Origin of the sequence: Acidovorax sp. HDW3, assembly GCF_011303755.1 — a bacterium.
Classification (GTDB): Bacteria; Pseudomonadota; Gammaproteobacteria; order Burkholderiales; family Burkholderiaceae_C; genus Paenacidovorax.
On sequence record NZ_CP049885.1, the window covers coordinates 3,097,880 to 3,114,436 of the forward strand.

Genomic DNA, 16,557 nt, shown 5'->3' on the forward strand with positions numbered 1-16,557 from the left:
AGGAAACAAACCACGCAGCTTGCGACCTGGGTGTGACTGCGCCATGACAGCCCAGCCACGTTCTCAGGCCGCCGGCAGTACCAGCACCAGCCGCGCCCCGCCCAGGGGTGCATCCTGCACTTCGATGCTGCCGCCGTAGGCTTGCACCAGGTTGCGCACGATGTCCAGGCCCAGGCCGCTGCCGGGGCGTTCTTCGTCGAGCTGCACGCCGCGCGCGAACATGTGCTGGCGCTGCGCCGGGGCGATGCCGGGGCCGTCGTCGTCGATGGTGAAATGCAGCTGCGCGCCCGTGGGCTGCACGTCGATTTGTACGTCGATCTGCACCTGGCGGCGCGCCCATTTGCCGGCGTTGTCCAGCAGATTGCCCAGCAGCTCGTACAGGTCCTGGCCCTCGCCGCGAAAGCGCCAGTCGCGGGCGCGCTCGGGCAGGCCCTCGGCCAGGGCAAAGTCGATGTGGCTGTGCAGCCGCGCCATGGTGCGCAGCAGCGCCTCGATGGGTTCGAGCACCGGCGTTGCCAGGCCGCTGGCGTGCACGGCGGCGGCGCGCGCGTGCGCCAGGTGCCAATCGACCTGGCGCTGCGCCAGCGCCACTTGTTCGTGCACCAGGGTGGGCAGGGGGCCGCTGTGCTGCGCGGCAGCGTTGGCCAAGATGGTCAGCGGCGTGTGCAGGGCGTGCGCCAGGTTGCCGGCCTGGGTGCGCGCGCGCTGCACCATGGCGGCGTTTTCTTGCAGCACGTGGTTGAGTTCGGCCACCAGCGGTTGCAGCTCTTGCGGGTACTGGCCTTTGAGCTGCTGCGCCTGGCCGCCGCGCAGTGCGGCCAGGCCCTGGCGCAACGGGCGCAGTGGGCGCAGCAAGAGCTGCAGTTGCAGCGCTGCCGCCAGCGCCAGGCTGACGGCGAGCAGCCCCAGGGTAATGAGCAGTTGGTGTGTAAAGCGCTGCAGCGGCTCGGTCAGCAACGCCTCGTCGCCGGCCACCACCAGGCGCAGCGGCGGGGCGCCATCGTCGGGCAATTGCAGGGTGCGCGCCACGGCCAGCAGTGCGTGGCCCTGGGCGTCTTGCAGCTGCAGGCGGCGGTAGCCCTGCGCCGGGTAGGGGCCGGGCAGGGGCGGCAGCGCCAGCGCCTCGTCCCACAGCGAGCGCGAGTGGGCCAGGGCCGTGGCGGGCGCGGTGGCGGTTTGGATTTGCCAGTACAGGCCCGACAGCGGCTCTTCAAAGCGCCCGTCGGTGCTGGTGTGCGCCACCTGCAGTCGGCCATCGGCCCAGTCGAGCGCGCCGCTGAGGTGGTCGAGCTGCACCCGCAGCTGCTCCTCGAGCTGCTGCGAGATATGGTCTCGAAACAGGGTGCGCAGACCCCAGCCGGTCAGTGCCAGCGACAACAGCAGCCACACCAGGGTGCCGCTGAGCAGGCGCAGGCGCAGGGAGGCGGGCGGCTTCATGGGCATTGCGGCTCCATCAGCCGGTAGCCCAGGCCGCGCACGGTGTCGATGCAGCCCTCGGGCAGCTTCTTGCGCAGGCGGGCGATGAAGACTTCGATGGTGTTGGAGTCGCGCTCGCTGTCGTCGGGGTACAGGTGCTCGGCCAGCGCCGTGCGCGAGAGCACCTCGCCCTTGCGCTGCATGAGGTGCGACAGCAGCTTGAATTCGTGGCTGGTGAGCGCCAGCGGCTGGCCGTCGAGCAGCGCCCGCGCCTGGCGCGTGTCGAGCACGATGGGGCCGCAGTGCCACTCGGCGCTGGCGTGCTCGGACAGGCGGCGCAGCAGTGCGCGTAGGCGCGCCAGCAGCTCTTCCATGTGAAACGGTTTGGCCAGGTAGTCGTCGGCGCCGGCGTCCATGCCGGCGACTTTTTCCTGCCAGCTGCTGCGCGCCGTCAGCACCAGCACCGGCATGGTGCGCCCGCCAGCGCGCCAGCGGCGCAGCACGCTCAGGCCGTCGAGCAGGGGCAGGCCCAGGTCGAGCACTACGGCGTCAAAGTCCTGCACTTCGCCCAGGTAGTGGCCCTCGCGGCCCTCACTGGCCTGCTCCACCGTGTGTCCGGCGTCGGCAATCGCCTGCACCAGCTGGGCGCGCAGGGTGGGCTCATCTTCCACCACCAGGATACGCATCGTCCTTCCTTTCTGCCCGGTTGGGCTTGCGCCGGATGTGCAGCACTTTGCCATCGACGGCATCGACCCGGAGTTTGACCAGCTGGCCGTCGTTTTGCAGCAGGCGGATGTCGTAAACAAAACGGTCGTCGTCGCTTTCGAACTCGATCTTGAGCACCTGGCCGCCGTAGTCGCGCTCCACGCCATCGAGCACCTGGCGCAGCGGCAGTACGCGGCCTTGCTGCAGCGCCTGGCGCGCGCGCTCGTGGTCGTGGCGCGCTCCATGGTCGGCCCACGCGGGCAGGGTGAAAACGCTGGCAAGCAGGGCCAGGGCGGTGCGGCGGGGGGGGTGGGGGGCTGTCATGGCAACGATTGCACACCGGGGCAGCTGAACCGGGGCTGAACGGCGCCTTCAGCATACGTTCAGCAAGGCGTGCCGACAATCGTGGCCACGACTTGAGAAGGAAGAGTTCCATGCGGATCAAACTTGCCCTGGCCCTGTGGCTGCTCGCCCTGAGCGCCGCCTGGTGGGCCACCCTGCCCCCGGACATGGCGCTGCTGCCGCTGATCGACGCCCAAGGCGCGGCCAGCGGCCTGTGGCGCCTGCGCGAGCAGGCCATCGTGCTCAGCGGCCTGTACAGCGTCGGGTTGATGAGCCTCATCATGCTGCTGGCGCTGCGCCTGCCCCTCATCGAGCGCCCGCTCGGCGGCATGGACCAGGTCTACCGCCTGCACAAATGGGCCGGCATCGGCGCCGGCCTCACGGCCGTGCTGCACTGGGGGCTCAAGGAAGGTGGCGGCCTCATCAAAACCCTGTGGGGCCGCGCCGGCAAGCCGCCGCATGAGGCCGTATTGCCCTGGCTGAGCGACGCGCGCGGCCTGGCCAAGGACCTGGGCGAATGGGGCTTTTACCTGCTGCTGGTGCTGCTGGCCGTGACCCTCATCCACCGCCTGCTGGCCTACCGCCCCTGGCGCGTGTCGCACCGCGCCATGGCCGTGCTGTACCTGGTGTTCGTGTTCCACACCCTGGCGCTGCTGCCGCTGCACTTCTGGGCCCCGCCCCTGGGCTGGCTCATGGGCGGCCTGCTGGCCCTGGGCAGCCTGGCGGCGCTGGCCTCCCTCGTGGGCGTGATCGGCCTGCGCCGGCGCCATGCGGCGCGCATCCACAGCGTGCAGCGCCTGGGTGCGGATGCGGATGCGGATGCGCCGCTGGAAGTGGTCTGCGCCCTGCCGCCCTCCTGGCCGGGGCACCGCGCCGGACAGTTTGCCTTCGTGCGCTTTGAGCGGGCCGAGGGCGCGCACCCCTTCACCATCGCCAGCGCCCCGGGCGCCCTGGGCTGCGACGCCGACGACGCGCCGCTGCTGCGCCTGGTCATCAAGCCGCTGGGCGACTACACCCAGGTGCTGCACCAGCGCCTGCGCGCTGGCCAGGCGCTGGACATCGAAGGCCCCTACGGCCACTTCGACGGCCAGGGCCAGGCCCAGCGCCAGCAGGTGTGGGTGGCTGCCGGCGTTGGCGTGACGCCCTTCATTGCCCTGCTCGAAGCGCGCCAACCCGGCGCCCCTGCCCCCATCGAGCCCGCGCAACCCGTGCACATGCACTACTGCACGCGCAACGCCGCCCGCGATCCACTGTTGGATCGCCTGCGCACCCTGTGCGCCCAGGCCGAGCCGCCGGTGGCGCTGACGGTGCACGACGACGCCCAGGGCCAGCGCCTGCGGCCCCAGGACCTGGAGCAGCAAGGGCAGGCCATCGACCTGTGGTTCTGCGGCCCGCAGGGCCTGGGCGATGCGCTCGCCGCCCACACCCGCCGCGCGCCCTGGCGCCTGCACCGGGAGTTGTTTGCGATGCGGTGAGGGGGCCAATCGGGGTATGGGACGGTTTTGCGTTATCGCAAAAAATACGTAGAAACGCGCACATACAATCGCAAACGCATTTTTTTACAACCAAGGAATTTTCATGCGTTTGGTTCTGACTCTGGTGGCCTCGGCTGCAGTTTTGGCTGCCTGTGGTGGCGGTGGTGATAGCGGCAACAGCAACAATGCGGGGGTAATTCCTCTAACTCGATCGCGCCAGCCGTGGTTTTGACCAAGGACAACTATGTGGAAGTGGCGCAAGAGGGCCTGACGTCGCAAGCCTTTTTGCTGAAAAATTCTTCCCTGCCTATGGGTGGCGCAAACAATCAAACCGAACGCTTGGCGCAAATTGGGCAAGACTTCCTGCCCTCGGCGCAGACCCGGTTTGGCAAGGCATCGTCGATGGCTGTTAAGTCGGTGCAATCCGAGTCTATGCCTTGTGATGGCGGTGGCTCCATGACGATTACTGCCAATGACCGCAACGGCAACCAGCTGCTCGATAGTGGCGATGCTCTGACTTTTACTGCCAACCAGTGCCGTGAAAACGGCGTACTCCTGAGTGGCAGTTTGGTCATTACTGTCCAGCGCTTGCAAGGGAACCTGGATAGTTACCCGTATGCCTTGGACGCCACTGTGAGCTACCAGCAGCTCACCGCCTCCTCGGGCCAGGAGCAGATCGTTGGCAACGGTGATGTGACGTTGAGCGTGGATGCGCGCAACTACAACATCCAGAACCTGTCCCTGAAGACTTCGCAGTTTTCTGCCGCTTACCGCCGTGGCACGCAGAGCTTTACGCAAACGCTGCAAAACTACGAAGCTTCTTTGAAGGAAACCAGCAGCACGGATACCACGGCGGTTAATGGCACCGTCACCAGCACCGGGTTTGGCACGCAATCGGTGAAGGTGCAGACGCTGACGCCGTTTGTCAGAAGCTCCGGCGCTTATCCCTCTTCTGGTCAGGCGCTGTTTACTGGCGCCAACAAAGCCACTGTGCGTGCTACAGCACTGGATTCGACCCGTGTGAAGATCGAACTCGACGCCGATGGTGACGGCGTGTACGAACTCAACACGACCAAGCTCTGGCGCGAGCTTTGATCCGTTAATCCGCCGCCGCCCCCCACACCTGTGCCTGCAGCGCCTGCGGCAGCTCCTGCGCCAGCGCCTGTTCCTCGCGCGCGTGGTGGTGTTCGAGCACGTGGCGCAGGGCGTGGGCGGCGTCGAGCAGCGTCAGCACCATCTCGCGGCGCGCTGGCTCATCGTGGGGCGGGGACTGTACGGCGGCCTGCAGGCGTGCCTGGTATTCCTCGGCCAGCAGCGTGATGCGCTCGTGTTCGAGCAAATAGACGCGCGCCGCCCAGCGCGCCTGCGCCGGCACGTGGGGCAGCAGGCGGGTGTTCTCGATCTCGATATGGGCGGCAATGCCGGCTTGCCAGGCGGCAAAGTGCTGCTGCGCGGCGGCAAAGTCGCCGCCCACCAGGTCGAGCAGGTGGGTGTGCAGCAGCGCGTCCAGGCGTGCGTGTTGCTGTTCAAAGTAGGGGGTGCAAGAAGACATGGGTGCAGCTTATACCGCCGCCGCCCAGGCGCCGGCGCTGTGGCCGCGTGTGAAGGCTTCCTCGAACACCGAGTAGCCCGACCAGTCGGCGTGCGCAAACGCCAGACGGGCCGTGCGCGGCGTGGCAGCGGGCCGCACGCGCTCTCCATTTAATAGCGCGTAGCGCTTGCTGGATAAGCCCTGCAGCCCGATTTGGCTTAAAACCACCTGCGCCCCCGGCAGCGGGATGGCCATGGCGTGGCCGTAGCGTGTGAGCGCCATGCGCGTGGCGCGGGTGTGGATGTCGGGGTGCGGCCCGGCCAGGCTGGCGAGGATGGTTTTTTGCCAATGCGTCCAGGGCTGCTGCGCCAGCGCCTGGCGCCCCCCGGGCACATCGCCCAGCGCCTGGTAGTAGGTCAGCACCGTGGGGCCGGCCAGCTGCGCGCCCACGTTCAGGCGCTGGTGGCCGGCGTCCACATAGCCCAGGCCGCCGGGGTTGGCGTCCTGGTAGAGCACGTTGTCCCAGGCCGGGGCGGCGCCGGGGCGGTCTTGCAGCGGACGGTCGAGGTAGATGTTGGCCACCAGCCAGGGCGCCCAGTCCAGCTGCTGCGCCGCCTGGCGCACAAACGGGGGCAGCGGCTGCAGCAGCCGCGCCGCCACGAACAGCGGCAGGGCGACGATGGCGCGCGGCGCCTGCCAGCGCTCGACCTGCTGGCGCGCGTGCACGTAGCCGTCCACGACCACGCCGTGGCGTTCTTCGGCAATGCGCAGCACGCTCACGCCGGTGCACAGGCGCGCGCCCAGCGGCGCGGCCAGGCGCTGCGCCAGCCAGCCGTTGCCCTCGGGCCAGGTGAGCACGGCCTCGCGCACGGCGTCGGCGGCCGCTTCGTCCGGGGCGTGAAAGCCGTGGCGGCTGGCAAAGTAGTGGATGCCGGCCCAGGCCGAGACGCGCGCGCTGCCGGCGCCAAAGTCGTCGCGGCAGCAGTAGTCCAGGTACCAGCGCAGGTGGGCGTCGTCCAGCCCCTGCTGCTGTAGCCAATCATCAAAAATGAGAGCATCCAGCGCTTGATGGGCGGGCGCTAGCGGCTTGTTTGCCTGCCATCCGTGCAGCGTCGGCAGGGTGAACGGCGCGGCCTGCGCCAGGGTCTGCACCAGGCGCGCGAACTGGCGGTACTGGGCCCGGGTGCGTGCGCCCACGCCGTCAACGGGCAGCAGGCCCTCGTGCCAGGCGCCCTGCCAGTACAGGCGCTCTTGCGGGCTGTGGCACAGGTGGCGCTCGTCGTACTGCCAGCGCCCGGCCACGCGCTGGCGCAGGCCGAGTTCTTCGAGCAGGTCTTGCACCTCCAGCGCCGCCGCACCGGGCAGCGGCAGGTAATGCGCGCCGCGCGGGCAGGGCAGGCCGGCGAGCTGTGTGCCCCGGCTGTTGCCGCCGGCCTGGTCTTCGAGTTCGAGCAGGGCAAAGTCCTCCACCCCGGCCAGGCGCAGCGCGCGCGCCGCTGCCAGGCCGGCGACGCCGGCGCCGGCAATCAGCACGGCGCAGCGGTGCGTGCTGGCGGGCGCCGGCAGCAGCCCCCCCGCCAGCAGGTCGCGCGCTTGGTGGCCGCGTGCGATGTCGATGCCGGCAAAGCCGCCGGGCAGGGGCGGCGCGGGCGCCGGGCAGCCGCCCAGGGCCAGGGTGCTGGCGGCGGCGGCGCTGGTGTGCAGGAAGTGGCGGCGGTGCATGGCAGGGGCGTTTGTACCAGTGCCGCGCCTGGGGTGGGCGTTTATTCCGTGTAGTCCAGCGCGGGCCGCGCGGCGCTGGTGGTTTGGAGCTGTTCACGCCGCAGTTGCACGGCGTCGGTTTCGGCGTGGGTTTTGTCCTGGCTGGAGAGGCGGAACACCCGGATGTTGTCGCGCGCAGCTGCGGCCTGGGCATCCATGGACTGGGCCGATTGCGCCAGCTCCAGCACCAGGGCGGCGTTTTGCTGCGTGATGCTGTCCATGTGCTGCACGGCCTCGCTCACCTGGCGCACGCCCAGCGCCTGCTCGCGCGCGGCATGGTCGATCTGTTCGAGCACGCTGCCGACCTGCTGCACCGAGGCCATGGCCTCGTCCATGCGCTCGCGTGCTTCGCCGGCACGCGCGCCGCCGACGGCCACGCGCTGCTGCGACTCGGCGATCAGGTCGCGGATTTCCTTGGCCAGGGTGGTGGTGCGCTGCGCCAGGGCGCGCACCTCGGTGGCGACGACGGCAAAGCCGCGCCCCTGCTCGCCCGCGCGTGCCGCCTCCACGGCGGCGTTCAGCGCCAGGATGTTGGTCTGGAAGGCCACGCCCTCGATGTTTTGCGTGATGTCGCCGATGCGCCGCGACGACTCGGCTATCTCCTGCATGGTGCCGGCCATGCTGCGCACCGCCTCCTGGCTGCGCGCGGCGGTGTCTTGCGTGCTGCGCGCCAGCTGCACGCCGTTGGCGGCGAGCTCCGAGGTTTGTTGCACCGTGCCGTTGATCTGGTCCATGGCGGCGGCGGTCTGCTCCAGGCTGCTGGCCTGGGTCTCGGTCCGTGCCGCCATGTCCTGGCTGCTGTCGGCGATGCGGTGCGCCGTGGCCTGCAGGTACTGCAGGTCGTCGCGCACGTCGCCCATCACGGTGCGGATCGACAGGCCGAGCTGCGCGATCGGCAGCAGCAAGGTGCGCTCCATGCCGCGAGCGGGCACGTCGATGAATTGCGACAGGTCGCCGCTGGCCAGCTGGCGCGCCTCTTGGGCCACGGTGTGTACGAGTTGCTGGCGCCGCCGGGCCAGCCAGGCACCGCTGGCCAGGGCGGCGGCGAGTGCCAGTGGTGCCACCTGCCAGGCTGGCTGCCCAGTGACTGCCAGCGCCAGCGGCAGGGCGCTGGCAGCGGCAATGGACAGCCCGTTGCGCAGCCACAGTGGCAAGCGCAGGGCCTGCTGCACGCGCCCCATGAGGTCACGGCGCAGGACGGTGCCGCGCTGCAGGACGTGCACCCGCCGCCCGGCCTCGGCCTCGTTGCGCATACGCTGGTAGAGCTGTTCGGCCTGGCGCACCTCGGCTTCGCTGGGGCGGGTGCGCACCGAGAGGTAGCCGACGATGCGCTCGCCGTTGCGCATCGGTGTGGCGTTGGCGCGCACCCAGTAGTGGTCGCCGTTTTGGCGCCGGTTTTTGATGATGCCGCTCCAGAGCTTGCCGTTTTGCACCGTGTCCCAGAAGTCGCGGAACGCTTCCTCGGGCATGTCAGGGTGGCGCAGCAGGTTGTGCGGCTGGCCCAGAAGTTCGTCCTGGGTGTAGCCCGAGACGTCGATGAAATCGGTGTTGCAGTAGGTGATGCGGCCCTTGGTGTCGGTGATCGAGATCAGCGTCTGGTGGGCGGGAAAGTCGTAGTGACGCTGGGAAACAGGGAGATTGCGGCGCATGGTCAGGGCCTGGGATCCTCGGCCATCCTCCATGGGGAGGGCGGCGCTATGCAAGAAAGCGCCGGAGATTATGCGTTTTGCGATGGACGTGCATTCCCTGCGGGTTTGCGGTTTCAGTGCAACCGCCCCCATTCGCGCTCGTAGGTGTAAACCAGAGTCTGGTTGGACAGGCGGTTGACCTCGGTGGGCACGCGCGCCATGTCGGGCGGAAAGTGCAGCAGCTGCGCCAGCGTGTCCGGGTCGAGAAAGCGCAGCCCCGGCGGCAGCTGTGCCGGCGGTTGCCAGGGGCGGTGGCTGGCGAGCACGAAGCCCCATTCGCCAAAGCTCGGTACGTGGGTGTGGTAGGGCGTGGTGCGCAGGCCCACGGCTTCCAGGGTGCTGACCACGGTCCAGAAGCTGCTGCGCGCGATCAGCGGCGAAGTGCTCTGGATGACGGCGTAGCCGCTGGCGGCCAGGTGCTCGTCGAGCAGGGCGTAGAAGCTGGTGGAGTAGAGCTTGCCGATGGCGAAGTTGGTCGGGTCGGGAAAATCGACCACGATGACGTCGAACACCTCGCGCGTCTCCTGCAGCCACTGGAAGGCGTCGGCGTTGTGGATGTGCAGCTTGGGGCTGCGCAGGGCGTCGGCGTTCAGGCGCCGCAGCGCCGGATCATTGGCAAAGAGCGCGGTCATGGCCGGGTCGAGCTCGACCAGCGTCACCGATTCCACCGATGGGTATTTGAGGATTTCGCGCACCGCCATGCCGTCGCCGCCGCCGAGCACGGCGACTTTTTTCGGCGCTCCGTGCGCTGCCATGGCGGGGTGCACCAGGGCCTCGTGGTAGCGGTATTCGTCGCTTTCGGCAAACTGCAAATTGCCGTTGAGGTACAGCCGCAGCCCCTGGCGGCTCTGGGTGACGACGATGCGCTGGTAGGGCGTGCTGCGGGCGCTGACGATGGGGGTTTGGTAGAAGCGCTCCTCCGCCAGCTGCGTGATGTGGTCGGCCGCGCCCATGCCCGCGCCCAGCAGCAGCAGCACCAGGGCGCTGGCCAGCGCGTGCGCACGCCAGCGGCGCAGCTCATGGCGAAACAGCCACAGCGCCCAGACGGCGACGAGCGCGTTCAAGAGGCCAAACAGCAGCCCGGTGCGAATGAGCCCGAGCTGCGGCACCAGCAGCAGCGGAAACGCCAGCGAGACGGCGAGCGCGCCCAGGTAGTCGAAGGTCAGCACCTGGCTGACCAGGTCTTTGAGCTGGACGTTGCGCTTCAAGATGCGCATGACCAGCGGAATCTCCAGCCCGACGAGCGTGCCCACCAGCAGCACCAGGCCGTAGAGCAGCGGCCTGAAGACGCCCGGGGCGTAGGCGTTTGCTATAAAAAGCGTAGCTGGTAGCGCGCCCCCAATAAGGGCTACAAGCAGTTCTATGCGTAAAAAATGGGCCGCCAGCTGGCGCTCCAGGTAGCGCGAGAGCCACGAGCCTATGCCCATGGCGAACAGGTAGGTGCCGATGACGGTGGAGAACTGCAGGATCGAGTCGCCCAGCAGGTACGAGGCCAGCGCCCCCGCCGCCAGCTCGTACAGCAGGCCGCAGGCGGCGATGACGAAGACGCTCGCGAGCAGCGCCAGGGCGTTGGCGGGGGGGCGGGGCGGGGCGCTCATGGGTGCCGTAGCGCCCTCTTCAATGGATGGCTGCGGCAACGATGATGCTGATGCCCAGGCACATGGCGGCGACGACCAGGGCCAGGGCCTGGTTTTGTTTTTCGACAATTTCGCGCCACAGGTCGTAGGGCGTGATTTTGTCCACGATGATGAAGCACAGCCAGAACATCACTACGCCGATGAGGGCGTAGGCGATGGAGCCGAGGAAGGCGCTGGGTTCGAGCCATTCGAGTTTCATGGTGCTGCCCTTTCGAGTGCTGCAATTATTTGTGGCTGCCGCCGCTGGAGTAACCGCCGAACGAGCCGCCGGAGCTGCGCGTGTAGTTGCTGCCCCCGCCCGAGCAGTCGCTCAGGAGGATGAGCAAGATGAGCAGGACAACGGCGATCAGGATGACGCTGGCGCAGCCCGTGCCTTTGCTGGCGATGAAGGGGCCGACGTCACCCCGGGCGAGCAGTTCTTTTTTCTGCTCCAGGCCAAAGGCGCGCGCCACGGTCTCGGCGCTGAGTTTGTCGCCGCAGGACCAGGTCAGCTCCTGCGGGCTTTGTTCGAGTGAGAGCAGGCCCTTGGCGTTGGCAAAGTCGCGGTTGGCGGTTTGCTGCCCGCGCGCCACGGGCCAGTAGAACTCGCCGAGCACGTAGGTGGTTTCGGCCTGGTAGCTGTATTGGAGTTGGTATTTTTGCCCCAGGTAGGTGGCGCTTTGGCCGTTGCTGGCGAGCTGCGGCGCGCCCGTGGTGGGGCGCACCAGGCTCCAGCCGTCTTCGGCGTCCACCAAGAAGGCAAAGCCGCGCTTTTGGTTGTAGAGCAGGTATTCGGACCAGCCGAAATGCTCGTCGTCGCCAGCGGCCACGCCCATGCGGTGCTGAAAGCCCACCACCTGCCAGTGCACGCCCTGCAGCTGGCCCTTGCTGCCCAGCGCAATGAGTGGCTGCACCGGCTCGTCCTGCACGGCGGCGCGCAGCTCGCCGCCTATGCCCTGGCTGAGGTCGATCAGGCTGTTGCACGACGGGCAGGTGCAGCTTTTGGTGCTCGCCAGCTCCAGCGTGACCGGGGCGCCGCAGTGCGGGCAGTTGAACTGGCGCCCGGCTTCGTCTTTGGCCGATTCGCTTTTCAGGCCCTGCAGCTGCAGGTCTTCAAGGCGCACGGCGCGTCCGCGCTCGACCTGTGGCGGCTGCTGGCCGTAGTCGATGCTGAGCACCTCGCCGCTGCTGCTGCGCAGCTCCACCAGGTCAAAAGGCTGGCCCAGGGGCGGCAGCTTGGGCAGCTCGCCCTGCGCCGCCAGCAGCTGCACCGGGCCGCTGAAGCTGACGCTGTACGGCTGGCCGTTGATGGCGGTGCTGCTGCCGACGCGAAAGCGCGCCGCCTCGGGCAGGGCGCGCCCGGGGTCGGAGGGGCGGGTGAAGACGTAGCTGCCGTTGTCCTCGCCCAGCGTGGCGCGGCTGCCGTCTTCAAGGTAGGCGACCCACTCCGTCCAGCGCCCGGCAGCGCTTTGGAACTGCAGGCGCCCGATCAGCGTGAAGGCCAGCGCCTTGCCGTCGAGCGCCATGCGCCCGCTGGCCATGAGCTGCAGCGGGCTGTGGTCGTCAAACAGCTCGGCCATCTTGCCGATGCGCGCGAGCACCTCGCCCTGGCGCACCACGGTGCTCTGGCAATAGCTGCAAACGGCGTGCGTGGATTGCGCGCTGCAAAACTCCACCGGCGCGCCACAGCCTGGGCAGGGTGCGCGGTAGTGGCGCTGGGGGGCGCTGGGGGACATTTTTTAAGGGTGTTTTTGGCCTCTGGCGCTTATTCAGTAAGCGCTAGCAGCTATCAAAATAATAGCTTACACCAGCTTCTTGAGCAGCTCGGCTTTCTTGGCGTCGAACTCCTCGGCGGTGAGGATGCCCTTGGCCTTGAGCTCGGCGAGCTTCTCCAGCGTGGCCATCACCTCTTCGGGCTTGACGCCCACCGGCGCTGCGGGCGCAGCTGCCTGCGCGGGCGCGGCGCCCGGGGCCACGCCCTGCAGCCCGGCTTGCAGGTTTTGCGCCAGCACCTGGCCCATGGCCAGGCCCGCGCCCAGGCCCATGGCGTCGCCGGCAATGCCGCCGCCGCCCTGGCCTACGCCGGCAGCCATTTGCGGGATGGCCTGCGCCGTCTGGTACTGCATGAATTTGCCCATGTCGCCGCCGACCATGCCCATGCCGATTTTTTGGTCGAGGATTTTTTGCAGCTCCTCGGGCAGCGACAGGTTTTGCAGCGTCAAGGCTTCGAGCTGCAGGCCGATCTTGGCAAAGGCGGGCTGCAGCTCTTTGTTGAGCGCGTCGGCAAACATCTGCTGGTTGGCCGCCAGGTCGAGGAAGGCGACGCCGCTGCCGGCAATGGCGTTGCTGATGTTTTGCAGCACCAGGCCGCGCAGCTGGCCGTCGAGGTCGGACGCGGGGTAGCTCTCGCGCGTGCCCGAGATCTCGGTGTGGAACAGCTTGGGGTCGGCCACGCGGTAGGCGTAGTTGCCAAAGGCGCGCAGGCGCACGGCGCCGAAGTCGGCGTCGCGGATGGTGATGGGCTGGGGCGTGCCCCACTTCTGGTCGATCTGCTGGCGCGTGCTGAAGAAATACACGTCGCTCTTGAAGGGCGACTGGAACAGCTTGTCCCAGTTCTTCAGGTAGGTCAGCACCGGCAGCGTCTGCGTGGTCAGCTTGTAGGTGCCGGGGCCGAAGACGTCGGCCACCTGGCCCTCGTTGACGAACACCGCCATCTGCGAGGCGCGCACCACCAGCTGGCCGCCGTTCTGGATTTCCATGTCCCGCATGGGGTAGCGCCAGGCGAGGGTGCCGTCGCCCTCCTCCGTCCATTCGAGGATGTCGATGAACTGCTTCTTGATGAAATCCATCAGGGCCATGGTCGCGCTCCTAGGAGGGGAGGAAAAGGAAGGTGCCATCATAGCGGCGCCGTTTTGCGCGTCTGGCGTCGCACCTATCGGGGTGGTAGAAACAATGAATGGGTCGAATCAAACAAGAATGATTATCATTTGCTGCATCAACCACGCCCCGGAGACTGCCATGACTGCCCTGCGCACCGCCGCCCGCCAGAACGTGCACACGCTGATGAAAACCGGCAGCTACTACGTCATCCACGTCTGCGTTGCCGCTTTGGTGGCCTACGCCGTCACTGGCAACCTGGTGGCCTCTCTCACACTGAGCCTGCTGGAGCCTACGGTGCAGGCTGTGGCCTTTTTTTTCCATGAGAAGGCCTGGGAGCGTTCAGGCGTGCAAGTCCAGCAAACTGCCGAGCATTGACTGCGTGCTGCGCAGCACCAGCGCATTGGCCTTGAAGGCGTAGCTGGCGGCGATCTGCTCGACCGCCTCGCCTTCGAGCGCCACCCCGGCCTGCGGGGCCTGCGCGATGTGTGCCTGCACGCCCCCGGGTGCAGCAGCGGCCTGTTGCTGCACCTGCTGGCGGTGAAAGCCGGGCGTGTTCAGATTGGCGGTGTTGTGCGCGCTGCTCTCCAGGCGCAGCTGGGCGGCGTGCATTCCAGAGGCGGCGATGGCGAGGACGGAGGACATGCGCCATGGTAGCGCTGGGGTCGTCCGGCTTCAAGCCGGCCAGCCCCATCTGGCGAAGGATGATTTTGTGATGTGAAAACAAATTTCACCGCTTTGCGCCACAATGGCAGGCTCGCGATACTGCCCGATACAGTCTTTTGGCCGCGTGGAGACTTGCACCATGACGAACACCCCTACCCCCCCCGCCCAACCCGACAAGCGCGCCTTGCTGCGCCAGGCCGCGCTCGAATACCACGAGTTTCCCAAGCCCGGAAAGGTCGCCATTGCCGCCACCAAGCAGATGGTGAACCAGCACGACCTGGCGCTGGCCTACTCGCCCGGCGTGGCCGCGCCCTGCGAGGAAATCGTCAAAGACCCGGCAGCGGCCTTCAAGTACACCGCGCGCGGCAACCTGGTGGGCGTCGTCACCAACGGCACGGCGGTGCTCGGCCTGGGCGACATCGGCCCCCTGGCGGGCAAGCCGGTGATGGAGGGCAAGGGCGTGCTGTTCAAGAAGTTCTCCGGCATCGACGTCTTCGACATCGAGATCGACGAGAAAGACCCGGACAAGCTGGTTGAGATCATCGCCAGCCTGGAGCCGACCTTTGGCGGCATCAACCTCGAAGACATCAAGGCGCCGGACTGCTTCTACATCGAACGCAAGCTGCGCGAGCGCATGAAGATTCCGGTCTTCCACGACGACCAGCACGGCACGGCCATCGTCGTCGGCGCGGCCATTTTGAACGGCCTGAAGGTGGCGGGCAAAGATATTCAAACCGTCAAGCTCGTGGCCTCGGGCGCGGGTGCGGCGGCGCTGGCCTGCCTGGGGCTTCTGGTCAAGCTCGGGATGCCGCGCGAGAACATCTGGGTGACCGACATCGCTGGCGTGGTGTATGAAGGCCGCGCCGAGTTGATGGACGCGGACAAGGCATTTTTTGCCCAAACGACTGAATTGCGCACGCTCTCGCAGGTGATTGCCGGCGCCGACGTGTTCCTGGGCCTGTCCGCCGGCGGCGTGCTGAAAAAAGACATGGTGGCGCAGATGGCGCCGCGCCCGCTGATCTTCGCCCTGGCCAACCCCAACCCCGAGATCCAGCCCGAAGACGTGAAAGCGGTGCGCGGCGATGCCATCATCGCCACCGGGCGCACGGACTACCCGAACCAGGTGAACAACGTCCTGTGCTTCCCGTACATCTTCCGGGGCGCGCTCGACTGCGGCGCCACCACCATCACCACCGAGATGGAAATCGCCTCGGTGCACGCCATTGCCGCGCTGGCGCAGGCCGAGCAGAGCGAGGTCGTGGCCAAGGCCTATGTGGGCGAGCAGCTCTCCTTCGGGCCTGAGTACCTGATCCCCAAGCCCTTCGATCCGCGCCTGATGATGAAAATCGCCCCGGCCGTGGCGCAGGCGGCGGCGGACAGCGGCGTGGCGCAGCGCCCGATTGCCGACATGGACGCCTACCGCGACCACCTGCAGACCTTCGTCTACGCCTCGGGCACGACCATGAAGCCCATCTTCATGATGGCCAAAAAGGCGGCGAAAAAGCGCGTCGCCTACGCCGAGGGCGAGGAGGAGCGCGTGCTGCGCGCGGCGCAGATCGTGGTCGATGAAAAAATTGCCCGGCCCACCTTGATTGGCCGCCCGGAGGTGATTTCCCAGCGCTGCGAAAAATTCGGCCTGCGCCTGCAAGAGGGGCGCGACTACGACGTGGTGAACGTGGAGAACGACCACCGCTACCGCGATTTCTGGCAAACCTACCACCGCATGACCGAGCGCAAGGGCATCACCCAGGCCATTGCCAAGATCGAATGCCGCCGCCGCCTGACGCTCATCGGCAGCCTGCTGCTGCACAAGGGCGAGGTCGATGGCCTGATCGTCGGCACCTGGGGCCACACCGCGCACCACCTGCAGTACATCGACCAGGTCATTGGCAAGCGTGCCGGCGTGCAGACCTACGCCTGCATGAACGGCCTGATGCTGCCCGAACGCCAGGTGTTCGTGGTCGATACCCACGTCAACTACGACCCCAGCGCCGAGCAGCTGGCCGAGATCACCCTCATGGCCGCCGAGGAAATGCTGCGCTTTGGCTTCACGCCCAAGGCGGCGCTGCTCTCGCACTCCAATTTCGGCAGCAGCAACCAGCCCAGCGCCGTGAAAATGCGCCAGACGCTGGAGCTCTTGCGCGTGCAGGCGCCCTGGCTGGAGGTCGATGGCGAGATGCACGGCGACATCGCGCTCGACGGCAAGGCGCGCGCCGCCCTCATGCCCCACGGCACCCTGGCGGGCGACGCCAACTTGCTGGTCATGCCCAACATCGACGCCGCCAACATCTCCTACAACCTGCTCAAGACGGCGGCGGGCGGCAACATCGCCATCGGCCCGGTGCTGCTGGGCGCGGCGCAGCCGGTGCACATCCTCACGGCCAGCACCACGGTGCGGCGCATCGTCAACATGACGGCGCTCACCGTGGCCGACGCCAACGCTGCGCGCTGAAACCAACGCCCGCGCCAGCGCGGGAAAG

15 protein-coding genes are annotated in these 16,557 nt (G+C 67.6%); 4 read left to right on the plus strand and 11 right to left on the minus strand.

What is annotated here, in order from left to right; all coding sequences use genetic code 11:
- Positions 1 to 63: 63 nt before the first annotated feature.
- Genes G7045_RS14365 through G7045_RS14375 form a run of 3 tightly spaced genes read right to left on the minus strand, consistent with a single transcriptional unit; the run spans position 64 to position 2,445 of the window.
- On the minus strand, positions 64 to 1,437 hold the full coding sequence (locus tag G7045_RS14365) for a sensor histidine kinase (protein WP_166160257.1): 1,374 nt from the start codon (positions 1,435 to 1,437) through the stop codon (positions 64 to 66).
- Positions 1,434 to 2,102 (minus strand): response regulator transcription factor, encoded by a 669-nt coding sequence (locus G7045_RS14370; protein WP_166160258.1) that lies wholly within the window; start codon positions 2,100 to 2,102, stop codon positions 1,434 to 1,436. The genes G7045_RS14365 and G7045_RS14370 overlap by 4 nt, the downstream gene beginning before the upstream one ends.
- Positions 2,077 to 2,445, minus strand: coding sequence for a PepSY domain-containing protein (locus G7045_RS14375; RefSeq protein ID WP_166160259.1), 369 nt, complete (start codon positions 2,443 to 2,445; stop codon positions 2,077 to 2,079). Before G7045_RS14375 ends, G7045_RS14370 begins: the two co-directional genes overlap by 26 nt.
- Positions 2,446 to 2,555: 110 nt before the next feature.
- Between G7045_RS14375 and G7045_RS14380 the strand changes: the two genes are divergently transcribed.
- Together G7045_RS14380 and G7045_RS14385 are read left to right on the plus strand one after the other, a co-directional pair.
- Positions 2,556 to 3,938, plus strand: coding sequence for a ferric reductase-like transmembrane domain-containing protein (locus G7045_RS14380; RefSeq protein ID WP_166160260.1), 1,383 nt, complete (start codon positions 2,556 to 2,558; stop codon positions 3,936 to 3,938).
- A 228-nt stretch (positions 3,939 to 4,166) separates the two neighbouring features.
- Positions 4,167 to 5,033 carry a hypothetical protein gene (locus tag G7045_RS14385; RefSeq protein WP_166160261.1) on the plus strand — a complete coding sequence of 289 codons (867 nt, stop codon included), beginning with the start codon at positions 4,167 to 4,169 and terminating at the stop codon, positions 5,031 to 5,033.
- A gap of 4 nt (positions 5,034 to 5,037) precedes the next feature.
- Here the strand turns inward: G7045_RS14385 and G7045_RS14390 are convergent, their stop codons facing one another.
- The 7 genes from G7045_RS14390 to G7045_RS14420 all read right to left on the minus strand — a co-directional run bounded on the left by G7045_RS14390 (position 5,038) and on the right by G7045_RS14420 (position 13,392).
- A complete protein-coding gene (locus tag G7045_RS14390; protein ID WP_166160262.1) occupies positions 5,038 to 5,490 on the minus strand; it encodes a hypothetical protein in 453 nt (150 codons plus the stop codon).
- A 9-nt stretch (positions 5,491 to 5,499) separates the two neighbouring features.
- Positions 5,500 to 7,191 (minus strand): FAD-dependent oxidoreductase, encoded by a 1,692-nt coding sequence (locus tag G7045_RS14395; protein WP_166160263.1) that lies wholly within the window; start codon positions 7,189 to 7,191, stop codon positions 5,500 to 5,502.
- 41 nt (positions 7,192 to 7,232) lie between these two features.
- Positions 7,233 to 8,879 (minus strand): PAS domain-containing methyl-accepting chemotaxis protein, encoded by a 1,647-nt coding sequence (locus G7045_RS14400; protein ID WP_166160264.1) that lies wholly within the window; start codon positions 8,877 to 8,879, stop codon positions 7,233 to 7,235.
- A 113-nt stretch (positions 8,880 to 8,992) separates the two neighbouring features.
- Positions 8,993 to 10,516 carry a polyamine aminopropyltransferase gene (locus G7045_RS14405; protein ID WP_166160265.1) on the minus strand — a complete coding sequence of 508 codons (1,524 nt, stop codon included), beginning with the start codon at positions 10,514 to 10,516 and terminating at the stop codon, positions 8,993 to 8,995.
- Positions 10,517 to 10,535: 19 nt separating this feature from the next.
- Positions 10,536 to 10,754 (minus strand): DUF350 domain-containing protein, encoded by a 219-nt coding sequence (locus tag G7045_RS14410; RefSeq protein ID WP_166160266.1) that lies wholly within the window; start codon positions 10,752 to 10,754, stop codon positions 10,536 to 10,538.
- A 25-nt stretch (positions 10,755 to 10,779) separates the two neighbouring features.
- Positions 10,780 to 12,270, minus strand: coding sequence for a DUF4178 domain-containing protein (locus G7045_RS14415; protein ID WP_166160267.1), 1,491 nt, complete (start codon positions 12,268 to 12,270; stop codon positions 10,780 to 10,782).
- A 66-nt stretch (positions 12,271 to 12,336) separates the two neighbouring features.
- Positions 12,337 to 13,392, minus strand: coding sequence for an SPFH domain-containing protein (locus G7045_RS14420; RefSeq protein WP_166160268.1), 1,056 nt, complete (start codon positions 13,390 to 13,392; stop codon positions 12,337 to 12,339).
- A gap of 160 nt (positions 13,393 to 13,552) precedes the next feature.
- On the opposite strand from G7045_RS14420, the gene G7045_RS14425 reads away from it, so the two are divergent.
- Positions 13,553 to 13,789, plus strand: coding sequence for a DUF2061 domain-containing protein (locus G7045_RS14425; protein ID WP_166160269.1), 237 nt, complete (start codon positions 13,553 to 13,555; stop codon positions 13,787 to 13,789).
- Here G7045_RS14425 and G7045_RS14430 read toward each other — a convergent pair.
- Positions 13,754 to 14,056: a flagellar basal body protein gene (locus G7045_RS14430; RefSeq protein WP_166160270.1), complete on the minus strand. Its 303-nt coding sequence runs from the start codon at positions 14,054 to 14,056 to the stop codon at positions 13,754 to 13,756. The genes G7045_RS14425 and G7045_RS14430 overlap by 36 nt on opposite strands.
- A gap of 160 nt (positions 14,057 to 14,216) precedes the next feature.
- Here G7045_RS14430 and G7045_RS14435 point away from each other — a divergent pair, with 160 nt between their 5' ends.
- Positions 14,217 to 16,529 carry an NADP-dependent malic enzyme gene (locus tag G7045_RS14435; RefSeq protein ID WP_166160271.1) on the plus strand — a complete coding sequence of 771 codons (2,313 nt, stop codon included), beginning with the start codon at positions 14,217 to 14,219 and terminating at the stop codon, positions 16,527 to 16,529.
- The last annotated feature ends 28 nt before the right edge of the window (positions 16,530 to 16,557 follow it).

What these genes read in the sequence shown, in the direction of transcription:
- G7045_RS14400 (WP_166160264.1), bottom strand. Translation starts at nt 8,879, where the DNA reads ATGCGCCGCAATCTCCCTGTTTCCCAGCGTCACTACGACTTTCCCGCC.
- G7045_RS14365 (WP_166160257.1), bottom strand. Translation starts at nt 1,437, where the DNA reads ATGAAGCCGCCCGCCTCCCTGCGCCTGCGCCTGCTCAGCGGCACCCTG.
- G7045_RS14415 (WP_166160267.1), bottom strand. Translation starts at nt 12,270, where the DNA reads ATGTCCCCCAGCGCCCCCCAGCGCCACTACCGCGCACCCTGCCCAGGC.
- G7045_RS14395 (WP_166160263.1), bottom strand. Translation starts at nt 7,191, where the DNA reads ATGCACCGCCGCCACTTCCTGCACACCAGCGCCGCCGCCGCCAGCACC.
- G7045_RS14425 (WP_166160269.1), top strand. Translation starts at nt 13,553, where the DNA reads ATGACTGCCCTGCGCACCGCCGCCCGCCAGAACGTGCACACGCTGATG.
- G7045_RS14420 (WP_166160268.1), bottom strand. Translation starts at nt 13,392, where the DNA reads ATGGCCCTGATGGATTTCATCAAGAAGCAGTTCATCGACATCCTCGAA.
- G7045_RS14405 (WP_166160265.1), bottom strand. Translation starts at nt 10,516, where the DNA reads ATGAGCGCCCCGCCCCGCCCCCCCGCCAACGCCCTGGCGCTGCTCGCG.
- G7045_RS14430 (WP_166160270.1), bottom strand. Translation starts at nt 14,056, where the DNA reads ATGTCCTCCGTCCTCGCCATCGCCGCCTCTGGAATGCACGCCGCCCAG.
- G7045_RS14375 (WP_166160259.1), bottom strand. Translation starts at nt 2,445, where the DNA reads ATGACAGCCCCCCACCCCCCCCGCCGCACCGCCCTGGCCCTGCTTGCC.
- G7045_RS14380 (WP_166160260.1), top strand. Translation starts at nt 2,556, where the DNA reads ATGCGGATCAAACTTGCCCTGGCCCTGTGGCTGCTCGCCCTGAGCGCC.
- G7045_RS14435 (WP_166160271.1), top strand. Translation starts at nt 14,217, where the DNA reads ATGACGAACACCCCTACCCCCCCCGCCCAACCCGACAAGCGCGCCTTG.
- G7045_RS14370 (WP_166160258.1), bottom strand. Translation starts at nt 2,102, where the DNA reads ATGCGTATCCTGGTGGTGGAAGATGAGCCCACCCTGCGCGCCCAGCTG.
- G7045_RS14390 (WP_166160262.1), bottom strand. Translation starts at nt 5,490, where the DNA reads ATGTCTTCTTGCACCCCCTACTTTGAACAGCAACACGCACGCCTGGAC.
- G7045_RS14410 (WP_166160266.1), bottom strand. Translation starts at nt 10,754, where the DNA reads ATGAAACTCGAATGGCTCGAACCCAGCGCCTTCCTCGGCTCCATCGCC.